Origin of the sequence: Micromonospora sp. NPDC005291, assembly GCF_040607415.1 — a bacterium.
Lineage (GTDB): Bacteria > Actinomycetota > Actinomycetes > Mycobacteriales > Micromonosporaceae > Micromonospora.
Genome location: NZ_JBEXGR010000003.1, coordinates 81,693 through 99,473, shown reverse-complemented (window position 1 = coordinate 99,473; position 17,781 = coordinate 81,693). Strand labels below are relative to the sequence as shown.

16 protein-coding genes are annotated in these 17,781 nt (G+C 72.7%); 10 read left to right on the top strand and 6 right to left on the bottom strand.

The features are described 5' to 3' along the window. Positions 1-9 precede the first annotated feature (9 nt). From ABZT18_RS04865 to ABZT18_RS04855, 3 genes are all read left to right on the top strand, one after another. Positions 10-3,627, top strand: coding sequence for a hypothetical protein (locus ABZT18_RS04865; RefSeq protein ID WP_355250459.1), 3,618 nt, complete (start codon positions 10-12; stop codon positions 3,625-3,627). A gap of 136 nt (positions 3,628-3,763) precedes the next feature. Continuing rightward, a complete protein-coding gene (locus ABZT18_RS04860; protein WP_355250456.1) occupies positions 3,764-4,816 on the top strand; it encodes an acyl-CoA desaturase in 1,053 nt (350 codons plus the stop codon). A gap of 269 nt (positions 4,817-5,085) precedes the next feature. Beyond that, entirely contained in the window at positions 5,086-6,240 is a 1,155-nt protein-coding gene (locus tag ABZT18_RS04855) for an FHA domain-containing protein (protein ID WP_354995306.1), read from the top strand. A 184-nt stretch (positions 6,241-6,424) separates the two neighbouring features. Here ABZT18_RS04855 and rocD read toward each other — a convergent pair whose 3' ends face one another. The 4 genes from rocD to ABZT18_RS04835 all read right to left on the bottom strand — a co-directional run bounded on the left by rocD (position 6,425) and on the right by ABZT18_RS04835 (position 10,285). Beyond that, positions 6,425-7,639, bottom strand: coding sequence for an ornithine--oxo-acid transaminase (gene rocD / locus ABZT18_RS04850; RefSeq protein ID WP_355250729.1), 1,215 nt, complete (start codon positions 7,637-7,639; stop codon positions 6,425-6,427). Further along, a complete protein-coding gene (ddaH, locus tag ABZT18_RS04845) occupies positions 7,639-8,454 on the bottom strand; it encodes a dimethylargininase (RefSeq protein ID WP_354995405.1) in 816 nt (271 codons plus the stop codon). The genes rocD and ddaH overlap by 1 nt, the downstream gene beginning before the upstream one ends. 419 nt (positions 8,455-8,873) lie before the next feature. Continuing rightward, entirely contained in the window at positions 8,874-9,767 is an 894-nt protein-coding gene (locus tag ABZT18_RS04840) for a thrombospondin (RefSeq protein WP_354995305.1), read from the bottom strand. 182 nt (positions 9,768-9,949) lie between these two features. Beyond that, positions 9,950-10,285 (bottom strand): hypothetical protein, encoded by a 336-nt coding sequence (locus ABZT18_RS04835; RefSeq protein ID WP_354995304.1) that lies wholly within the window; start codon positions 10,283-10,285, stop codon positions 9,950-9,952. A 323-nt stretch (positions 10,286-10,608) separates the two neighbouring features. Between ABZT18_RS04835 and ABZT18_RS04830 the strand changes: the two genes are divergently transcribed. Genes ABZT18_RS04830 through ABZT18_RS04820 form a run of 3 tightly spaced genes read left to right on the top strand, consistent with a single transcriptional unit; the run spans position 10,609 to position 12,555 of the window. Beyond that, positions 10,609-11,496, top strand: coding sequence for a helix-turn-helix transcriptional regulator (locus ABZT18_RS04830; RefSeq protein ID WP_354995303.1), 888 nt, complete (start codon positions 10,609-10,611; stop codon positions 11,494-11,496). Next, a complete protein-coding gene (locus ABZT18_RS04825; protein ID WP_354995302.1) occupies positions 11,489-11,689 on the top strand; it encodes a DUF397 domain-containing protein in 201 nt (66 codons plus the stop codon). Before ABZT18_RS04830 ends, ABZT18_RS04825 begins: the two co-directional genes overlap by 8 nt. A gap of 56 nt (positions 11,690-11,745) precedes the next feature. Continuing rightward, complete coding sequence (locus ABZT18_RS04820) at positions 11,746-12,555, top strand: DNA-formamidopyrimidine glycosylase family protein (RefSeq protein ID WP_354995301.1); 810 nt, start codon at positions 11,746-11,748, stop codon at positions 12,553-12,555. Between the two features lie 15 nt (positions 12,556-12,570). Here the strand turns inward: ABZT18_RS04820 and ABZT18_RS04815 are convergent, their stop codons facing one another. Both ABZT18_RS04815 and ABZT18_RS04810 read right to left on the bottom strand, forming a co-directional pair. Continuing rightward, complete coding sequence (locus ABZT18_RS04815) at positions 12,571-13,437, bottom strand: aminoglycoside phosphotransferase family protein (RefSeq protein WP_354995300.1); 867 nt, start codon at positions 13,435-13,437, stop codon at positions 12,571-12,573. Positions 13,438-13,479: 42 nt separating this feature from the next. Next, positions 13,480-13,938, bottom strand: a complete 459-nt coding sequence (locus ABZT18_RS04810) for an Lrp/AsnC family transcriptional regulator (RefSeq protein WP_354995299.1) — start codon at positions 13,936-13,938, stop codon at positions 13,480-13,482. Between the two features lie 93 nt (positions 13,939-14,031). Here ABZT18_RS04810 and ABZT18_RS04805 point away from each other — a divergent pair, with 93 nt between their 5' ends. From ABZT18_RS04805 to ABZT18_RS04790, 4 genes are all read left to right on the top strand, one after another. Then, positions 14,032-14,883: an LLM class flavin-dependent oxidoreductase gene (locus ABZT18_RS04805; protein WP_354995298.1), complete on the top strand. Its 852-nt coding sequence runs from the start codon at positions 14,032-14,034 to the stop codon at positions 14,881-14,883. Further along, entirely contained in the window at positions 14,880-15,305 is a 426-nt protein-coding gene (locus ABZT18_RS04800) for a nucleoside deaminase (protein WP_354995297.1), read from the top strand. The genes ABZT18_RS04805 and ABZT18_RS04800 overlap by 4 nt, the downstream gene beginning before the upstream one ends. Before the next feature lie 244 nt (positions 15,306-15,549). Next, on the top strand, positions 15,550-16,815 hold the full coding sequence (locus ABZT18_RS04795) for an AGE family epimerase/isomerase (protein WP_354995296.1): 1,266 nt from the start codon (positions 15,550-15,552) through the stop codon (positions 16,813-16,815). Further along, positions 16,812-17,753, top strand: a complete 942-nt coding sequence (locus ABZT18_RS04790) for a carbohydrate kinase (protein ID WP_354995295.1) — start codon at positions 16,812-16,814, stop codon at positions 17,751-17,753. Before ABZT18_RS04795 ends, ABZT18_RS04790 begins: the two co-directional genes overlap by 4 nt. The last annotated feature ends 28 nt before the right edge of the window (positions 17,754-17,781 follow it).

The following is a 17,781-nucleotide window of genomic DNA, read 5'->3' as shown; positions in this document are numbered from 1 at the left end:
GATGACCGGGTGGATCACACCCGCTATCCCTGCCCCGCCTGCGGTGCCCCGGCCGACCTGAGCACCGGTTGCACCGGCTGCCGCCGTGCGCCCGACCCGATCGCCGCTGAGGTGGTCCGGTTGGGTCGGGAGGTCGCCCAGCTTGAGCCGGAGGTGGAGCGGGCCCGCCGTACGTACACCGAGTTGGCCGGCCGCCTGTCGGCCACGTCGCGGCGGCGGGCGGAGCTGGCGGCGGTCGTCCGCGCCGGGTTGGCTGCTTCCGTCGTGGCGCGCCCGGCGCCTCTCGTCGGCCCGGTGCCGCCGCCGCCGATCGCTCCGGTGCCGCCGGTTGGTCCGGGACCGGGCGCTACGGCGGTTTCGGCACCGGGTGCGGCGGAGACGTCGACCCGGACTGTCCAGGGTCTGCTCTTCGTCCTCGGTGGACTCCTGCTGGGCACTGCGGCGGTGGTGTTCACGGCGGTGGCCTGGGCGGCGGTGGGGGTCGGCGGGCGGGCGTTGATCCTGGCGGCGTTCACGGCGCTCGCTCTGGCCGTACCGCTGCTGGCGGTCCGTCGCGGGCTGCGCGGCACGGCGGAGACGTTCGCCGCGGTGGGGTTGCTGCTGGTGGTGCTGGACGGTTACGCGGCCTGGTCGGTGGATTTGGCTGGCGTGGCCGGCTGGCCGGGCAGCCGGTACGCCGCGCTGGTCGGGGGGGTCAGCGCGGCGGTCGCCGTGGCGTACGGCCGGTGGAGCAGGTTGACCGGGCCATGGTTCGCCGCCCTGCTGGTCGTCCAGCCGGTGTTGCCGTTGCTCGCTGCCGAGGCGGAACCGGGCGCGGCCGGTTGGGCGTTGGTCCTGCTCGGGGTGGCGTTGCTGAACCTGGCTGTGCTGGTCACGCTGCGCGGCCGGGAAGGGGCGGCGCAACTCGTCGGCCGGGTGCTGGCCGGGATCGGGCACGGCGGCGCGCTCGTTGCTGCCGCTGGCTGCGCCCTGGTGCCGCTGATCCTCGGGCGGGCGGCGGGTTCGCCACTGCTGGCCGGGCTGCCGCTGCTGCTGGTCGCGCTGACCGGGCTCGGTGCGGCCTGGCTGGTCGGGGGGCGGGCGCCGCGGGCGGTGGCCGCCGGTCTGCTGGTGCCGGTGCTCGCCGCCGCCCTGCTGCGCCCGGTGGCCGAACTGCGGCCGTCACTGCTGCTGCTCGCGGCGGCGATGGTGGCCGTCGGGCTGGCCGCCGCGGTGCGGCTGCTGCCGGACGCGACCCGAGCGGAGGCGGCTGGTGCCGGTGGTGGGTGGACCGGTCCGCGCGTCGGGGCGCTGCTGGTCGCGGCGGGCACTGCGCAGGTGGCCGTGCTGATCCTCGCCGCGCTCGCCGTCGCGACCTTCGTCCGGTCGATGCCGCCGTGGGGCGGGGCCGCGACGGGGCCGGATCTGGACTGGGGCTGGCAGCTGGCACCCGCCGTGGCGTTGGCGATCGGCGCGACGGTGCTGCTGATGCCCCGGGGTGCGCGGGCGGTGCTCGCCACGACCGGCGCGGTGGCGGTGCTGCTCGCCCTGCCCGCCGGCTGGCCGGCCGCCTGGCCGGCGGTGCTGGCCATCGACCTGGTCGGCGGGGTCGCGCTGCTGCTCGCCGTGCTGGCCCGCCCGGCGACGCGCCCGGTCTCCCTGCTCGCCCGCGCGCTCGGCGGTGCCGTCCTGCTCGGGCACGGGCTGCTGGTCGCCCTGGCCGCCCCGGCCGGTGTCCTGGTGGCGCTCGGCATCATCGCCGTGGTCGGGTTGGCACTGGCCGTACGACGGGGCATCGGACCGTACCGGCACGTCGCCGGAATGGGTCTGCTGGTCGCGCAGCTCGCGCTGCCCGGGATCGCGGTGGTGGCGCTGTTCGCCGCGGGCGCGCCGCCGTGGTGGCAGGCCCGGCTCGCGCTGGTCGCCGCCGGGCTGCCGCTGGTCGCGGTGCTCGCGGCGCGTCGCCACCGGGTGGAGCTGACCGGGTACGCGGTGACCGGCGCCGTGATCGCCGTGACCGTGCCCGGACTCGCGCCGCTGGTCGTGGCGGGGGACGAGCCGTTCGCGCTGTACGCCGCGCTGGCGGCGCTGGGCGTCGCGCTCATCGCCCTGTGGGACCGACCGGTGGCCGTGGCCCACGAGCCGGCCCGGTCGGGCGAGCCGGGGGACGCTGGGTCGCCGGCTGGGGTGCCGGCGGTCGGGGGGTCGCCGGTCGGGGAGGCGGCGGTGATCGGCCGGTCGGGCCTCGTGGTGGCGGGCGGCGTGCTGGCGGTGGTCGCTGCCCTGGCGGCCCTGCCGACGGTGCTGACCGTGCTCGTGTCGCCGTACGGCGGCGGGGGGTCGGTCTGGTCGGGGGTGCCCACGGTCGTCGCCGACCCGGCGGCGCTCCCCGTCGGGCTGGCGCTGGTCGTGCTGGCGGTGACCGCTGTGCTGGCCGGTCGGCGGGTTCTCCCACCGGCGCTGCCGGCGTTGCCGTTCGTCGGGGCCGCGCTGCCGGTGCTGCTCGTCGCGGTCGGCGCGCCGTGGCCGGTGCTGCCGGCTGCTGTCCTGCTCGCCGGGGTGGCCGCGCTGCTGTTCGCCGCCCTGGCGGCGCCCCGCCCGGCGCTCGCGCCGATCGCCGTACCGATGGGGACGGTGCTGGTCGCCTCCGGTGTGGTGGGTCTGTTGGCCACCCGGGCCGGCACGCTCGCTGCCGAGGGGGTGCTGTTGGTGGCGGCGGTGGTCGTCGCCGTCGGGGCACGCGCGGTCGAGGTGCGTGTCGCCGGTTGCCTCGCCGCGGTGGGTACGGCGTCCGCGCTGGCGGTGACCGCCCCGCTCGCCGGAGGGCTGCCGTTGCGGGCTGCGGCGTACCCGTTGCTCGCGGTGGCCGCGCTGGTCCTGGCCGTCGCCGCCGCGACCACCCCGTCGCGGGCGGCCGCCACCACCCCGTCGCCGGCCGATGTGACGACTCCGTCGCGGGCGGTCGTGACCATCCCGCCGGGGGCCGGGGTCGGGCGGGTGCTGGACGCTGCCGCGCAGGCGGTGGCGCTGGTGGCGGCGGTGCTCGCCGTCGAGGTGGCGCGACATCTCGCGACCGTCTGCGTGCTCTGGGGTGCTGCCGTCGCGCTGCGGCTGTTGCGCCGGGGTGAGCCGGCCAGCCGGCGGTGGGTGTTCGCCGGCATCGCCGCCGGCAGCGAGTTGCTCGGGGCGTGGGTGCTGCTGGCCGCTGGCGGGGTGACCGTGCTGGAGGCGTACACCCTGCCGGCCGCCGGGCTCGCCCTCGGCGCGGGTCTGCTGGCGCTGCGGACCCGGCCCGGGCTGACGAGCTGGCCCGCCCTCGGCCCGGGGCTGGTCGCGGCGCTGCTGCCGAGCCTCATGTCGGTGCTGGCCGGGCCGGACCCGCAGCCGTGGCGACGACTGCTGCTCGGTGCGGCGGCGCTGGGCGCGGTGCTGGCCGGCGCGACCCGCCGTTGGCAGGCGCCGGTGCTGCTCGGTGGCGGGGTGCTGGCGCTGTTGGCGCTACACGAGCTGGCGCGCGGCTGGGACCTGCTGCCCCGATGGATCTACCTGGGTGCCGGCGGGCTGGCGCTGGTCGGGCTCGCCGCCACCTACGAGCGGCGGCGGCGTGACCTGGCACGGTTGCGCGCCGTGGTGGGCCGGCTGGGCTGAGCCGCACGACCGGGGGTAGGGCGAGCCCTACCCCCGGTCCGGGGGTTGCCAGGGTTACTCACCGCTACTGCTGGCGGGAGACTTGACAATAAGCCCGAACCACCCCGGTACGGGCGCAAGCGGATCGGGAGCAGCGATGGCGCTCGGAGCGGTGGCGGAACCGCCGGTACAACGGCGAGGTAGTGACTACGCACAGTTGTCCCGACGCATCAGCCAGGCTGGCCTGCTGGAGCGACGCCCCGGCTGGTACGTCACCCGCATCGTGCTCACCCTCGGGGCCTTCGTGGCCGGCTGGGTGGCCGTGTTCCTGCTCGGTGACTCCTGGTGGCAGCTGCCGCTCGCGGCCCTGATGGCGGTGGCCACCACCCAGGTCGCGTTCCTCGGCCACGACGCGGGGCACCGCCAGATGTTCCGTCGGCGCGGTCCCAGCGAGCTGGTGGGGCTGTTCGCCGGCAACGTGGCGGTGGGCATCAGCTACGGCTGGTGGGTCGACAAGCACAATCGGCACCACGCCAACCCGAACCACGAGGACGAGGACCCGGACGTCGGCGCAGGCGCCCTGGTGTGGACGCCCGAGCAGGCGCTGGAGACCCGCGGCGTCAACCGTTGGCTGGCCAAGCGGCAGGCGTACCTCTTCTTCCCGATGCTCCTGCTGGAGGGTCTGAGCCTGCACGTGCACAGCATCCGGGCGATCATCGGCCGTGAACCGGACGGCCGGTACACCACCCCGATGCGGCGCCGAGCGGTCGAGGCGGTGCTGCTCGTCGCACACACCGCCGGCTATGTGGCGCTGCTGCTCGCGGTCATGTCGCCGGTCAAGGCGCTGCTCTTCGCCGCCGTACACCAGGCGCTGTGGGGTCTCTACATGGGCTGCGCGTTCGCGCCAAACCACAAGGGCATGCCGATGCCGACCGCCGAGGACGAGCTGGACTTCCTGCGTAAGCAGGTGCTGACCTCCCGGAACGTGCGCGGCGGCCGGATGGTGGACACCGCGTTGGGCGGGCTCAACTACCAGATCGAGCACCACCTGTTCCCGAACATGCCGCGCGCCAACCTGGGCCGGGCCCAGCCGATCGTGCGCGCCTACTGCGCCGAGCAGGGCATCCCGTACGCCGAGACGGGGCTGGTCGAGTCGTACCGGCAGGCACTCGGCCACCTGCACGACGTGGGCCGGCCGCTGCGCGGCTGAGCACGCAGGCCGCTGCGCGGCTGAGCACGCAGGCCGCTGGGCGGCTGAGGACATACGTGGGCGGGGGCGGTGCCGGAATGGCACCGCCCCCGCTTCGGCCTGTGGGCCTCACCGACACCCCGCTACCGCTGGCTCGATGCCGACGGCCGCCCCCGGTAGGGTCGGCGCATGGCAGACCTGCTCACCGCGGAAGCGGTGCGAGACGAGTTGGGCGGGCTGATGGGCTGGTCCCCGGCCCGGCGGATCGACGAAGTCATCTGGAGTGTCCGATGAGATTCGAGATCAGCAAGGTACTGGACGCCATTGAGGGCCGGGTCTGCACGGACCCGTTACTGGCTCGGGCCGTGCTCGACCTGGCCGAGGTGATCCGCTACCAGGACCTCGACGGCGGCCGGCCAGCCAGCCTGCTGCGCCTGGGCATGGTCATCGACGCGCTCTCCCGCGAGCTGGAGGAGGACAGCGTCCAGGTCTACGCGGTGGTGCACCGGGCGCTGCTCTCCGATGCCGACCTCACCTCCAACGAGCGGATGGTGGTCCGGCGTTGGGCCGACGACGGGCTCGTCGAGGTGCTCGACAATCCGGGCGACCGGATGTTGGAGGTCGCCGACCTGCTCGGGTTGCCGGTGCTCAGCCGGGTCCGCTTCGACGGGCTGCGCGGCCGGTTCCCGTGGCTGGTCGAGCAGGCCGGTCGGGTGCTCGCGCCGGTGCCGGGCGCCGGTGGGCCGGTGTTCATCGCGCACGTCGGTGGCGGGCACTCGCCGGTGGCCGGCAAGCGCTCGCAGACCGGGGCAAAGCTGCTGGCCCGCCAGTGGCACTGCCCGGAGTCGGGTTGCGCGCTGTTCGGCAGCGGTGGTGGGGGCGGAGCGTTCGCCGACCTGGCCCCGGCGGCGGAACGCAGCCCGGCCGGGCAGCCGCCACCCGCGCTGCGCAATGGCGTACCGACCTGCCCCCGGCACGGCGTACGCCTCGGTGACGCCGGCCCTCGGCCGCGTACGGAGGTGCTCGCGGTGCGCGTCGGCGGCCTGGTCCGGCGGCGGTTCGTGGTGAGCGAGGAGCGGCCCGTCGTAGCTGGCCGGGCCCCGGAGCAGGACGGCGGGATCATGCTCGGGCAGTGGCTCAACGATGAGGCCCGGCGGTGGATCAGCCGTGGCCACGTCCGCTTCGAGCTGCGCGTCGGCGAGGTCATCGTGACCGACGTCAGCACCAACGGCTCCGGCATCCGCCCGGCCGGCTCGATGGCTGAATCGGACCGGGTTCCCCTGGCCCCCCAGCAGTCCCGGGTGTTGGGCGAGAACGACATGGTGGAGCTCTACCCCGGGGTGCAGATCGGTCGCGCCGAGGAGTTGCCCGCCGGCGCCCCGTTCACCCCCACCTCAGTAATGGCCGAAGCCCCAACGATGGCCATGCGCCTACCCCGCCCCTAACGCGTCGCCCCGTCCCCCGCGCCGCACCCCGCCCGCTCCGCGCACCCCTGCTCCGTCCACCCCTGCTCCGTCGATCTAGGGCATATCGTCGTGATTCGAGATCATTAAGCGACGATATGCCCTAGATCAACGGGAGCGAGGGGGCGCGGGGCGAGGGCGCGGCGGGCAGCGGAGGGGCGGCGGGTTAGGCGGCCAGGACCTCGGCTAGCCGGGCTACTGCTTGGTCGATCTCGTCTTCGGTGATGACCAGGGGTGGGGCTAGGCGGATGGTGGAGCCGTGGGTGTCCTTGGCGAGGACGCCGCGCTCCATCAGGCGCTCACACGCTTCGCGCCCGCTCATCAGCGCCGGGTCGATGTCCAGACCGGCCCACAGACCGCGGACACGTACCCCGACGAGGCCCTTGCCGACCAGCCCTTCCAGGCCGGTCCGCAGCCGCTCACCCAGCTCGGCCGAGCGGCGCTGGAACTCGCCGGTGGCCAGCAGCCGGACCACCTCGATCGCCACCGCGCAGGCGAGCGGGTTGCCGCCGAAGGTGGAGCCGTGCTGGCCGGGCTTGAGCACGCCGAGCACGTCGGCGTTCGCGGCTACCGCGGAGACGGGCACGATGCCGCCGCCGAGCGCTTTGCCCAGCAGGTACATGTCCGGCACGACGCCCTCGTGGTCACAGGCGAAGGTCTTGCCGGTACGGCCCAGACCGGACTGGATCTCGTCGGCGATGAAGAGCACGTTGCGCTCGGTGCAGACCTGGCGGACGCCCGGCAGGTAGCCCTCCGGCGGCACCACCACGCCCTGCTCACCCTGGATCGGCTCCAGCAGCACGGCCACGGTGTTCTCGTCGATCGCGGCGGTCAGCGCCTCCAGGTCGCCGTACGGCACGACCGTGAACCCCGGGGTGTACGGCCCGAAGTCGGCGCGGGCGTCCTCGTCGGTGGAGAAGCTCACGATGGTGGTGGTGCGGCCGTGGAAGTTGCCCTCGGCGACCACGATGTTGGCCTGCCCGGCGGCCACGCCCTTGACCTGGTAGCCCCACTTGCGGGCCACCTTGATCCCGGTCTCCACCGCCTCGGCCCCGGTGTTCATCGGCAGCACCAGGTCCTTGCCGCACAGCTCGGCCAGCTCCCGGCAGAAGTCGGCGAACTGGTCGTGGATGAACGCCCGGCTGGTCAGCGTCAGCCGGTCCAGCTGTGCGTGCGCGGCGGCGATGAGCTGCGGGTGCCGGTGGCCGAAGTTGAGCGCGGAGTAGCCGGCCAGGCAGTCCAGGTAGCGGCGACCGTCCACGTCGGTGAGCCAGGCACCTTCCGCGGACGAGATCACCACCGGCAGCGGGTGGTAGTTGTGCGCTGTCCAGCGCTCGGCGTCCCGGACTGCTCCCGGCGTCCGCAGGATGTCATCCACGATCACTTGCTTGCCTTTCCCTGACGGAGTCGTAGCGTGCAGCACTTCGGTCCGCCGCCGGCCTTACGCAGCTCGGACAGGTCGACACCGATGGTCTCGTAGCCCCGGTCGCGCAGTTTGGCGGCCAGGTCAGTGGCCTGCGCGGGCAGCACCACGTGCCGCCCGTCGCTGACCGCGTTCAGCCCCAGCACCTCGGCGTCGGCCATGGTGGCGTGCACCGCGTCGGGGAAGAGTCGGCGCAGCACGGCCTGGCTGCCGGGGGAGAACGCCTCGGGCAGGTACGCCACGGTCCGCTCGTCGAGCACGGTGAGCGCGGTGTCCAGGTGGTAGAAGCGCGGGTCGACCAGTTGCATGGTGATCACCGGGTAGCCGAAGACCTCCTGCAACTGGGCGTGCGAGGCGTGTGCGGTGCGGAAGCCGGTGCCGGCCAGCAGGTGGTCACCGGCCAGCAGGACGTCGCCCTCGCCCTCGTTGACGTGCTTCGGGTCGTACATCTCGAAGCCGGCGGCCTCGAACCAGGCTCGGTAGGCCGGCGCCTCGTCGGCGCGCTGCGGGTCGCGGAACTGCACGGCCATCGCCTTGCCGTCGATCACGGTGCCACCGTTGGCGGCGAAGACCATGTCGGGCAGGCCGGGCACCGGGGTGATCTCCTCGACGGTGTGGCCCAGGTCGCGGTACGTCTGGCGCAGCTGCTCCCACTGCCGGATGGCCAGCGCGGCGTCGACTGGCGCGCTCGGGTCCATCCAGGGGTTGATCGCGTAGTCGACGGCGAAGTACGTCGGCCGGCACATCAACAGGCGCTGGCTGGTGGCGTCCATCGTCATTGTCCTGCTCCCAGGGTCGGGCGCGCCCGGCCACCGTGGCCCACGGGCTGGCGCCGTTGCTCAACGTTATGCGGCGTCAGCGGCAGAATCCACCACCGAGAGTTGCGCAGACCGGATATTCGTTGCGTGTGACGGGTGTGCGGCCGCGATTCGTTGCGTTGGCGGTCGGCGGCCCCGGAAGTGCGTCGAGGCCCGGCAGTCAGCAACCTTGGAAACCCGTCGGGGCCTTCGCAGTCAGCAACCCTGGAAATGCGTCGGGGCCCGGCACTCGCCGGCCCCGGAAACACTTCAGGGGCGGCGAACCGCCGCCCCTGAAAGGGTGTCGCCCGGCCGGTGAACCACCGGATTGTTCGGGCTGCCGGCGAACCGCCGGCTTTTCGCCGGTGCATCACCGGCGAGCGGAACAGTGCCCGCTAGAAACGATCGACAAACTGTGAGTCGAGCCACTCGCGGAAGCGCTGCACCCAGTCGCCGTCGGTGGTCGGCCAGTCGAACTGGCCGGTCATCGCGAGCACCCCGATCACCACTGCGGCCAGCCCGATCAGCACGCCGAACAGCGCGTCGGTCTTGCCGGCGACGTGCCGGCGACGGGTGGCCATCAGGCCGAGCACCGAGAGCACCGCGCCGAACGCGCCGAGCCCGATGCCGTACCCGGCCAGGGTGCCGGTCAGCACGAAGAGCGCACCGGCGACGGAGACGATCAGGCCGAGGGTGGCGAGCAGGCTGGCCCGGGGCTTCGGGCCGCGCGTCACCGGCGGCTCGGGCGCGGTCGGGCCCGGGGTCGGGTCGACCGGGCGGTCGGTCGTGACCCGGTCCGTCGTGTCGGGTCGCCGGGTCGTGCCGGCGAGGTCCGTGTCCGGCTCGGCGGTGCGTCCCGTGGCCGGCTCGCTGCCGGGCCGCGGCTCAGTCTCCACGGGCCGCGCGGTGGTGGTCTCCACGGGCGGGGCGGTGGTGGTCTCCGCGGGCCGGGCGGTTTGCACGGGCCGGGCGGTGGCGGGCCGGGACTCGTTCTCCACCGGTCGGCCGGTGGCGGCTCGGGCTACGGCGGCCCGCTCGGCGGCCCGCCGCTCGGCCTCGCCGGCCTGCTCGGTGGGCGCGGCAGCGCTGCGGTACGTCGTCTGGTCGGCGTCCCGGTCGGTGACCACCGGGCGGCCAGCGGTCTCGTCGTCCGCTCGACTCACGCGGGCCGCCGAGTCGTCGCGGCCGTCGACGGCCGGGGTGTCGCGGCCGTCGATGCGGCCGTCGAGGTTCTCGTCTCGCGTCGGTGCCGGCTCGGACCGGCGGGACAGCGAAGGAATCTTGACCACTACACACCTCCTGATAAATGCGTGGTGGCCGACGGATCGGTATGGCGCCCACGCGGTACCGCCCTGAACTACCCACGTGGGCGTTTCCTGACACCAATTCCGGGTACGGCCGTGGACGGTCGCCGTTTCGATCACACGATCGTGGCCGACCAGCATCATCCGACGTCCCCGCCAAGAGGCGATCAGCGGCCGACCGGGGCAACAGCCCGGCGCACTCGCACCCCGGCCTGCCGCACGTACACCTCTCGCTTGTCGACGGCCACGCCCTTCTTGTTGAGGACGTAGCCCGTCAGCCAGACCCAACCGTGGTACGTCGGGCGGGGGTCCACACTCACCAGCCGTAGGCATAGCGCCCGATCGCCGGCGAACTGCACCGAGCACGCCTCGCCGATCAGCAGCAGGTCACCGGGCCTCAGGTCGATCACGTCGGCCAGTGCCCACGGCTGATCGGGATGCGGTGGCGGGCTCGGCAGGGCAACTCCGCGCCGCAGCGGCACACCGTGCGCCAGCGCGTCCAACTCCAGACGGGTCGATGCCGGCGGGCGAGGGTCAGCGCGGTGACCAAGAGGTATTCGTTGTACGACACGCGCACGGCGGCGTCCTTCCCGAGGAATAGCGCCGCCTCGGCTAATACGCATGAGTGAGGCGGCGCGCTTTTGTCGACGCCATTCCCGACGCTTTTCCAGAGGCCTCCGACGCGTGCCAGCATGTTCCATGCTGGCCCCCTTGTGCAATGCGCACCACCGTCCTACTCTCAGGCCGTATTGACGCACGAGGAATGGAAGACAAATGCGTGCGGGGCGAAACATTCGGTGTTGCAGGAGGGGCGCGGTGATGTTGCATGACGGATGAAACAAGCGGGTCCACGGTCCCTCGGCGGCAGCTCGGACGGCTGCTCACGCAGCTCCGCGAGGACGCCTCGGTGACGCTGGACGCCGCCGCCGGCGCACTGGACTGCTCGCGGCAGAAGGTGTGGCGCATCGAGAAGGGGTTGGTCCCGGTGCGTGTGGTGGACGCCCGTGCGATGTGCGCTCTCTACCGGGTGCCCGAGCCCATGAAGGAGATCGTCGCCGGGCTTGCGAAGGAGACTCGCGCCAGGGGTTGGTGGCACTCGTACGGCGATATCGTTCCGTCGTGGTTCTCGCTCTACGTCGGCCTGGAATCGTCCGCCGCCGCGCTGCGCCAATACGACGCCGAGCTGATCCCTGGACTTCTGCAAACCCGCGAGTACGCCAGCGAACTGTTTCGCCGGAAGAATCCGACGATGAGCGGGGAGGATCGGGAGAAGCTGGTGGAGGTCCGGTTGCAACGGCAGGGCATCCTCGTTCGTCGGCTGCCCACCGCGCCGGCCTTGAGAGTCGTTCTGAGCGAAGCCGTGCTGCACCGCACCATTCCCGACCGGCGTGCGATGGCCCAGCAGTTGCGGCACCTGCTCGACGTGGCGGCGCTGCCGAACGTGAGTCTGCGGGTGCTCCCGCTTGCCGCTGGCCCGCCCCTGGCCAGCGAGACGGGGACCTTCGTCCTGCTGGATTTCCCGCAGGCGTTCGGGAGGGCATCGACCGAGCCAACTACCGTCTACCTCGAAAACATCACCGGAGCGCTGTATCTGGACAAGCCAGCCGAGGTGGCAGCCTACGAACACGTCTGGTCGGACCTGGAAGCCCTCGCGTCGGGTGAGGCAGAATCAGAAAAATTGATCACTTCGATCATCGAGGAGCATCATGACTGACCTTGCCGGTGCCATCTGGCGCAAGAGCACCCGCAGTGGCGGGAGCGGGGGCAACTGCGTCGAGGTGGCCGACAGCCTTCCCGGTGTCGTGGGTGTGCGGGACAGCAAGGACCCGATCGGCCCGGCACTGGCCTTCGCACCGGCCGCCTGGACCGCGTTCGTTGCCGACATCAAGGGGCAGCGCCAGGGCTGACGGCACCGCCCAGCTCAGTCGGCCCTGCTGAGCGAGACTGGCTATCCTTGGCACCCGTGCCAGAGGGACACACGATCCATCGCCTGGCGGCCCGGCACGCCGAGTTGTTCGCCGGGGACAAGCTGCACGCCGCCAGCCCGCAGGGCCGCTTCGCCGAGGGCGCCGCCCGGCTCTCCGGGACCGTGCTGGAGAGCACCGAGGCGTACGGCAAGCACCTCCTGCACCACTACGCCGGTGAGCTGACGCTGCACGTACACCTCGGGCTGTACGGGAAGTTCACCGACGGGTCGGGGGAGCCGCCGGACCCGGTCGGTCAGGTGCGGCTGCGGCTGGCCAGCGACCGGCACTGGCTGGATCTGCGCGGGCCCACCGCCTGTGAGCTGCTCACCCCACCCGAGGTGGCCGCACTGCGAGGCCGCCTCGGGCCGGATCCGCTGCGCGTCGACGCCGACCCGGAGCGGGCGTACCGCAGGATTTCGCGCAGCCCCACGACGCTGGCCGCGCTGCTGCTCGACCAGTCGGTGGTGGCCGGCACCGGGTTGATCTTCGTGACCGAGGCGCTGTTCCGGGCCGGGCTGTCGCCGACGATGCCCGGCCGGCTGCTGAGCAGGGCGGGCTGGGACGCACTCTGGGCCGACCTCGTCGGGTTGATGCGGCTCGCGGTCGAGCACGGCCGGATCGACACGGTGCGCGACGCGCACCTGCCGGAGGCGATGGGTCGGCCGGCCCGGGTGGACCGGCACGGTGGCGAGGTGTACGTCTACCGCCGCCCCGGCGCGCCCTGCCACGTCTGCGGCACCGAGGTCAGCCGCGGTGAGCTGGCCGGCCGCAACCTCTACTGGTGCCGTACCTGCCAGCCCGGCTGAGCCCAGTGCCGGGCGTCAGCCCTCGTCGAGCAGCCAGCGGACCACCTCGATCTGGTGCGGAAAGACCACCTCGTCGGCGATGCTCCAGGCCAGCGTGTGCCCGATCGTCCAACCCCGGGCCCGCTCCCGGTCCAGCCCCAGCTCGGTGCTGAGCCGGTCCAGCCGGTGCCGGACGGCGGCCGGCGAGTGGCCGAGCTCCCGGCCGCGCACCATCGGCACGATCGAGAACTCCCGCTCGCCGGTCAGTGGCTTCGGATCGATGGCCAACCACGGGTCCCGGTCGGCGGCGAGCACGTTGCCGGCGTGCAGGTCCTGGTTGACCAGCACCTGCTCGCCCTGGCTCGACGCCAGATCGGTGAGCAGGGTGAGCGCCGTGTCGAGCAGCCGTCGCTCGTACGGCCGGCCGGCTCGTTCCCATGCGCGGGGCATCCGGTCGATCCAGCCGGCGGCCTCCTCGGCCAGCGGAGTGAACGGCGCGCCTGCCGGCCGCCAGAGTCGGGGCAGCAGCACGGCCACCGCGTCCAGCGCGCGGTCCATGGGCAGCTCGTGCAGCGGAGTGCCGGGTTGGCAGCGTTCCACCAGCAGGGCGCGGCGTTCCGGGTCGTGTGCGAGCAGCCGGATCGCCCCGTCGCCGTCCCAGTGGGCCAGCGCGTCGGCCTCGTGCCGACTCTCCTCGTCGGGGTACTGGAGCTTGAGCACCGAGGCCGTGCCGTCGGGCAGATCTGCCGGGAGCGCCAGGGAGGCGTAGGCGTACCGGAAGGGCGGGCCGAGTCGTAGCGACCACCGCTCGGTGCACTCCGCCAGCCACGTCGGGAGTGTGGCGAGCCAGGCCCGGCCCGCCGGTGACGCACGTACCCAGTCAAGTCCCTCGGGTAGATCCATCCGGCCATCCTGGAGCATCCACCGCGCTCTGGTGGGTCTGGGTCAGGAGCGGGGCGGCGTCAGGCGCGGGCCGCGATAGGGCAGGGTGGCGCTGTAGACCACATTGGTGGTCGTGCTGCCGAACCCGGCGAGATCGTTGACGACCTGTTCGAGGTGCGCCATCGACGTCGCGGCCACCTTCAGCACGTAACAGTCGTCCCCGGTGGTGCGCAGGCACTCCAGAATCTCCGACCGTTGATCCAGTAGCCGGTGCAGCGGTTCGTGCCGACTGCCGGGGTATTTCAGTCGGATCACCGCGAGCACGGCGAAGCCCGCCTTGGACAGGTCGACCTCGGCGCGGTAGCCGCTGATCACACCGGTCGCCTCCAGCCGCCTCACCCGCTCGGTGGTGGCCGACGCGCTCAGCTTGACCCGGCGGCTGAGCTCGGTGATCGGCAGGCGGCCGTCGCCCTGCAACTCGATCAGGATCGACCAATCGAGATCATCAAGATTCTCGGCCATCCGGCCAATCTACCGGCGGATTCACGGCAAAGGCCAGCGAAGGCAGGGATCACGGTGTTCCCGCGCCGCTCCACGCTGACTAGCGTATAACCCGTGCAAATTGGCGTGAACGTACCGAACTTCGCCCCGGGTACCGACCCCGACGTGCTGCGACAGTGGGCGCAGACGGTCGAGGGTCTCGGCTTCGACCTGCTGATGGTCTCCGACCACATAGCGGTGACACCGGACGTGGCCGAGCAGTATCCGGCGCCGTTCTACGAGCCGTTCACCACGCTGTCCTGGCTGGCCGGGGTGACCTCCCGGGTCCGGCTGGGCACCACGGTGCTCATCGTCCCGTACCGGCACCCGCTGCTCACCGCCCGGATGGCGGCGAACCTCAACCGGCTCAGCGGCGGCCGGCTCGTCCTCGGCGTCGGCGTCGGCTGGGCCCAGCAGGAGTTCGAGGCGCTCGGCGTGCCGTTCCGGCGGCGCGGCGCGCTGACCGATGATTACCTGCGCACCATGCGTGACGCCTGGCAGAACACCGACGACTACGACACGGATGCGATCCCGATCTGGGTCGGCGGCAACAGCGAAGCCGGCATGCGGCGCGCGGTGCTGCTCGGTGACGCCTGGCACCCGCTGCGGGTCACGCCCGGATGGCTGGCCGAGGCAACCGTGCGGCTGAAGGCCATCGCCGACGAACTGGGTCGCCCGGTGCCCGCGTTGATGCCGCGCATCGCACTGCGGGAGGTTCCTGAACCGATCACCGCCCCGGACCGGCTCGCCGGTGTCGGCACCATCGACCAGATCATCGCCGACCTCGACCAGATCCGTCTGCTCGGCGCGGAGACGGTCGTGCTCGACCCGTTCAACGGCGACCTGACCGAGATCCGCCAGCCCGAACGCGCCTGGCGGACACTTGCGGCCGTGGCCGCTCACCACAAATCCCAGGAGGACCGATGACCCCCGACGACGAGAAGTTTCTCCGCCGCGCCGTGGAACTCGCCAGCGAGGCAGGGGCCTCTGGCGAACGGCCCTTCGGCTCGTTGCTGGTCGGTGCGGACGGCACCGTCCTGATCGAGGACCACAACACCGTGGTCTCTGACTCGGACATCACCGCTCACCCGGAACTGAAGCTGGCCCGCTGGGCCGCTCGGGAACTCGCCGCCGACGTGGCCGCCGGCACCACCATGTTCACCAGTTGCCAGCCCTGCCCGATGTGCGCGACCGCGATCGACCGGTCCGGCCTCGGACGGGTGGTGTACGCCCTGTCCAGCGAGCAGTTCGAGGAGGTCAAGCCGGCCACCCCGCCGCTGCCCCCGGTCCGCTACGAGGGGCCGGCGCTGTTCCATGAGGCGCGCCAGCCGATCGACAACTATTACTAACCACAGCGCAGGGGCGGTGTGACGCAGCCGGAATTGACAGTCGACCGGCTACCGGAGCAGGGTTGAGCGGTGACAACGATGTCAACGGGCAAAGGGGAGGAATCGTACACATGATCCTTCCCGCAGCGCATCCGGCGCGGCCAGCCGGTTCGCGGCGTCCCGTTGGCGGTTTCCCGGCGCGGACCCGGTCCGCCCACCGATCCTGGCCGTATGTCCCTTCCCTACCCGGCGGTGACCAGCTGAGATGACCGACGTGCCCCGATCCGACGCCGCAACGACCCCCGCTCCTGCCGGGTCACCCGATCTGCCCGACCTGGACGAGTTCCTCGCCGACCAGACCCGCACGCTGCTCGACACGGCCCGCCGCGCGGTCCGGCCCGAGGGCGGCTTCTGGTGGCTGACCGACGACCGCACCCCGGACCGGAGCGAACCGGTATTCACCTGGATCACCTGCCGGATGACCCACGTGGCCGCCCTCGCCCACCGCAACGGCGACCCGGATGCCGCCGCCCTGGTCGACCACGGGATCGCCGCGCTCAACACACTGCTGCGTGACGACCGGTACGGCGGCTGGTTCAGCGCGGTGGACCAGCAGGGAGCACCCGTCAACGATCGTAAGGCCGGCTACGACCACGCGTTCGTGCTGCTCGCCGCGTCCAGCGCCGCGCGCGCCGGACGGCCCGGCGCGGACCGGCTGCTCGCCGACGCGCTGACCGTCGTGCGGGACCGGTTCTGGGACGCCGACGCCGGAGCGGTCCGCGAATCGTGGAACCGGGACTGGACGGTCACCGAGGACTACCGCGGCGCCAACAGCAGCATGCACATGGTCGAGGCGTTCCTCGCCGCTACCGCCGCCACCGGCGACGCGAGCTGGGCCGACCGCGCCCTGCAGATCGGCACCCACCTGGTGCACGGGGAGGCCGCCCGGCACGACTGGCGGCTGCCCGAGCACTTCACCGCCGGCTGGACGCCGCTGCCCGACTACAACCGGGATCGGCCAGCCGACCCCTTCCGGCCGTACGGCTCCACGATCGGCCACTGGCTGGAGTGGGCCCGGCTGCTGCTGGAGTTGGAGGCGGTCCTGCCGCAGCCACCCCGCTGGCTGCTCACCGACGTCCGTGCCCTGTTCGCCGCCTCCGTGCGCCGCGGCTGGGCGGTCGACGGCGCCGACGGCTTCGTCTACACGATCGACTGGGACGACCGGCCGGTGGTGCGCTCCCGGATGCACTGGGTGCTCGCCGAGGCCATCGGGGCGGCGGTCACCCTGCACCGCCGGACCGGGGACGCGGTCTACGCCGACTGGTACCGGGTCTTCTGGGCGTACGCCCGGCGCTACCTGATCGACGACACCGGGTGGCGGCACGAGCTGGACACACAGAACCAGCCCGCCGACACGGTCTGGCACGGCCGGCCGGACGTCTACCACGCGTACCAGGCGGTGCTGCTGTCCCGCTCGGCCGACGGGCTCGGCGGCCCCGGCCCGCTCGCACCGGGCGAGGTGACCGCGTGATCGTGGTCGCGGGTGAGGCACTGATCGACCTGGTCGTCACCGCCGAAGGGCAGCGCGCCGTGCCGGGTGGCTCCCCGGCGAACGTGGCGGTCACGCTGGCCCGGCTCGACCAGCCGGTACGACTCCTGGCCCGGCTCGGCACCGACGACTACGGTCGGCAACTCGCCGAGCACCTGAGCGTGAACAGGGTGGACCTGGCGTGGGCGGTCCGCGCCGAGGAACCGACCTCGGTGGCGGTGGCCACGCTGAACGCCACCGGGCAGGCCAGCTACGAGTTCCGGCTGGCCGGCACGGCGGACTGGCAGTGGACGCCGCAGGAGTTGCCCGAGCTGGCCGGGTCACCGGCGACCGCGCTGCACACCGGGTCGCTCGCGCTCGCGCTGGCACCCGGCGCGCAGGTGCTGGAGGACCTGCTGGCCCGGGAACGCCGCCGGGACGGGCTCACCATCTCGATCGACCTCAACCTGCGGTCGAGCATCGTCACGGACCGGGCGGCGGAGCAGGAGCGGATACGCCGGCAGGTGCGCCTTGCACACCTGGTGAAGGCCAGCGACGAGGATCTGGCCTGGCTCTACCCGGACCGGTCGGTGGCCGACGTGATGGCCGAATGGCGTGAGGCCGGAGTGTCCTGTGCGGTGGTGACCCGGGGCGGCGACGGCGCCTGGCTGCTCGCCCCGGACGGATCGCTGCACGAGGAACCGGCGGTACGCACCGTCGTGGTCGACACCGTCGGTGCCGGCGACTCCTTCACCGGTGGCCTGCTGGCAGCGTTGGCCGATCTCGACGCGCTCGGCGACCGACCCGCCGATCGGCTCGCCGCGGTAACCGAGCCGCAGTGGAATGCGGTGCTCCGACAGGCCGCGACGGTGGCCGCCCTGACCTGTAACCGCCAAGGCGCCGACCCACCAACCCGCGCCGAGGTGGATGCCCTGCGCTAACCCCAACCCCCAACCCCCAACCCCCAAC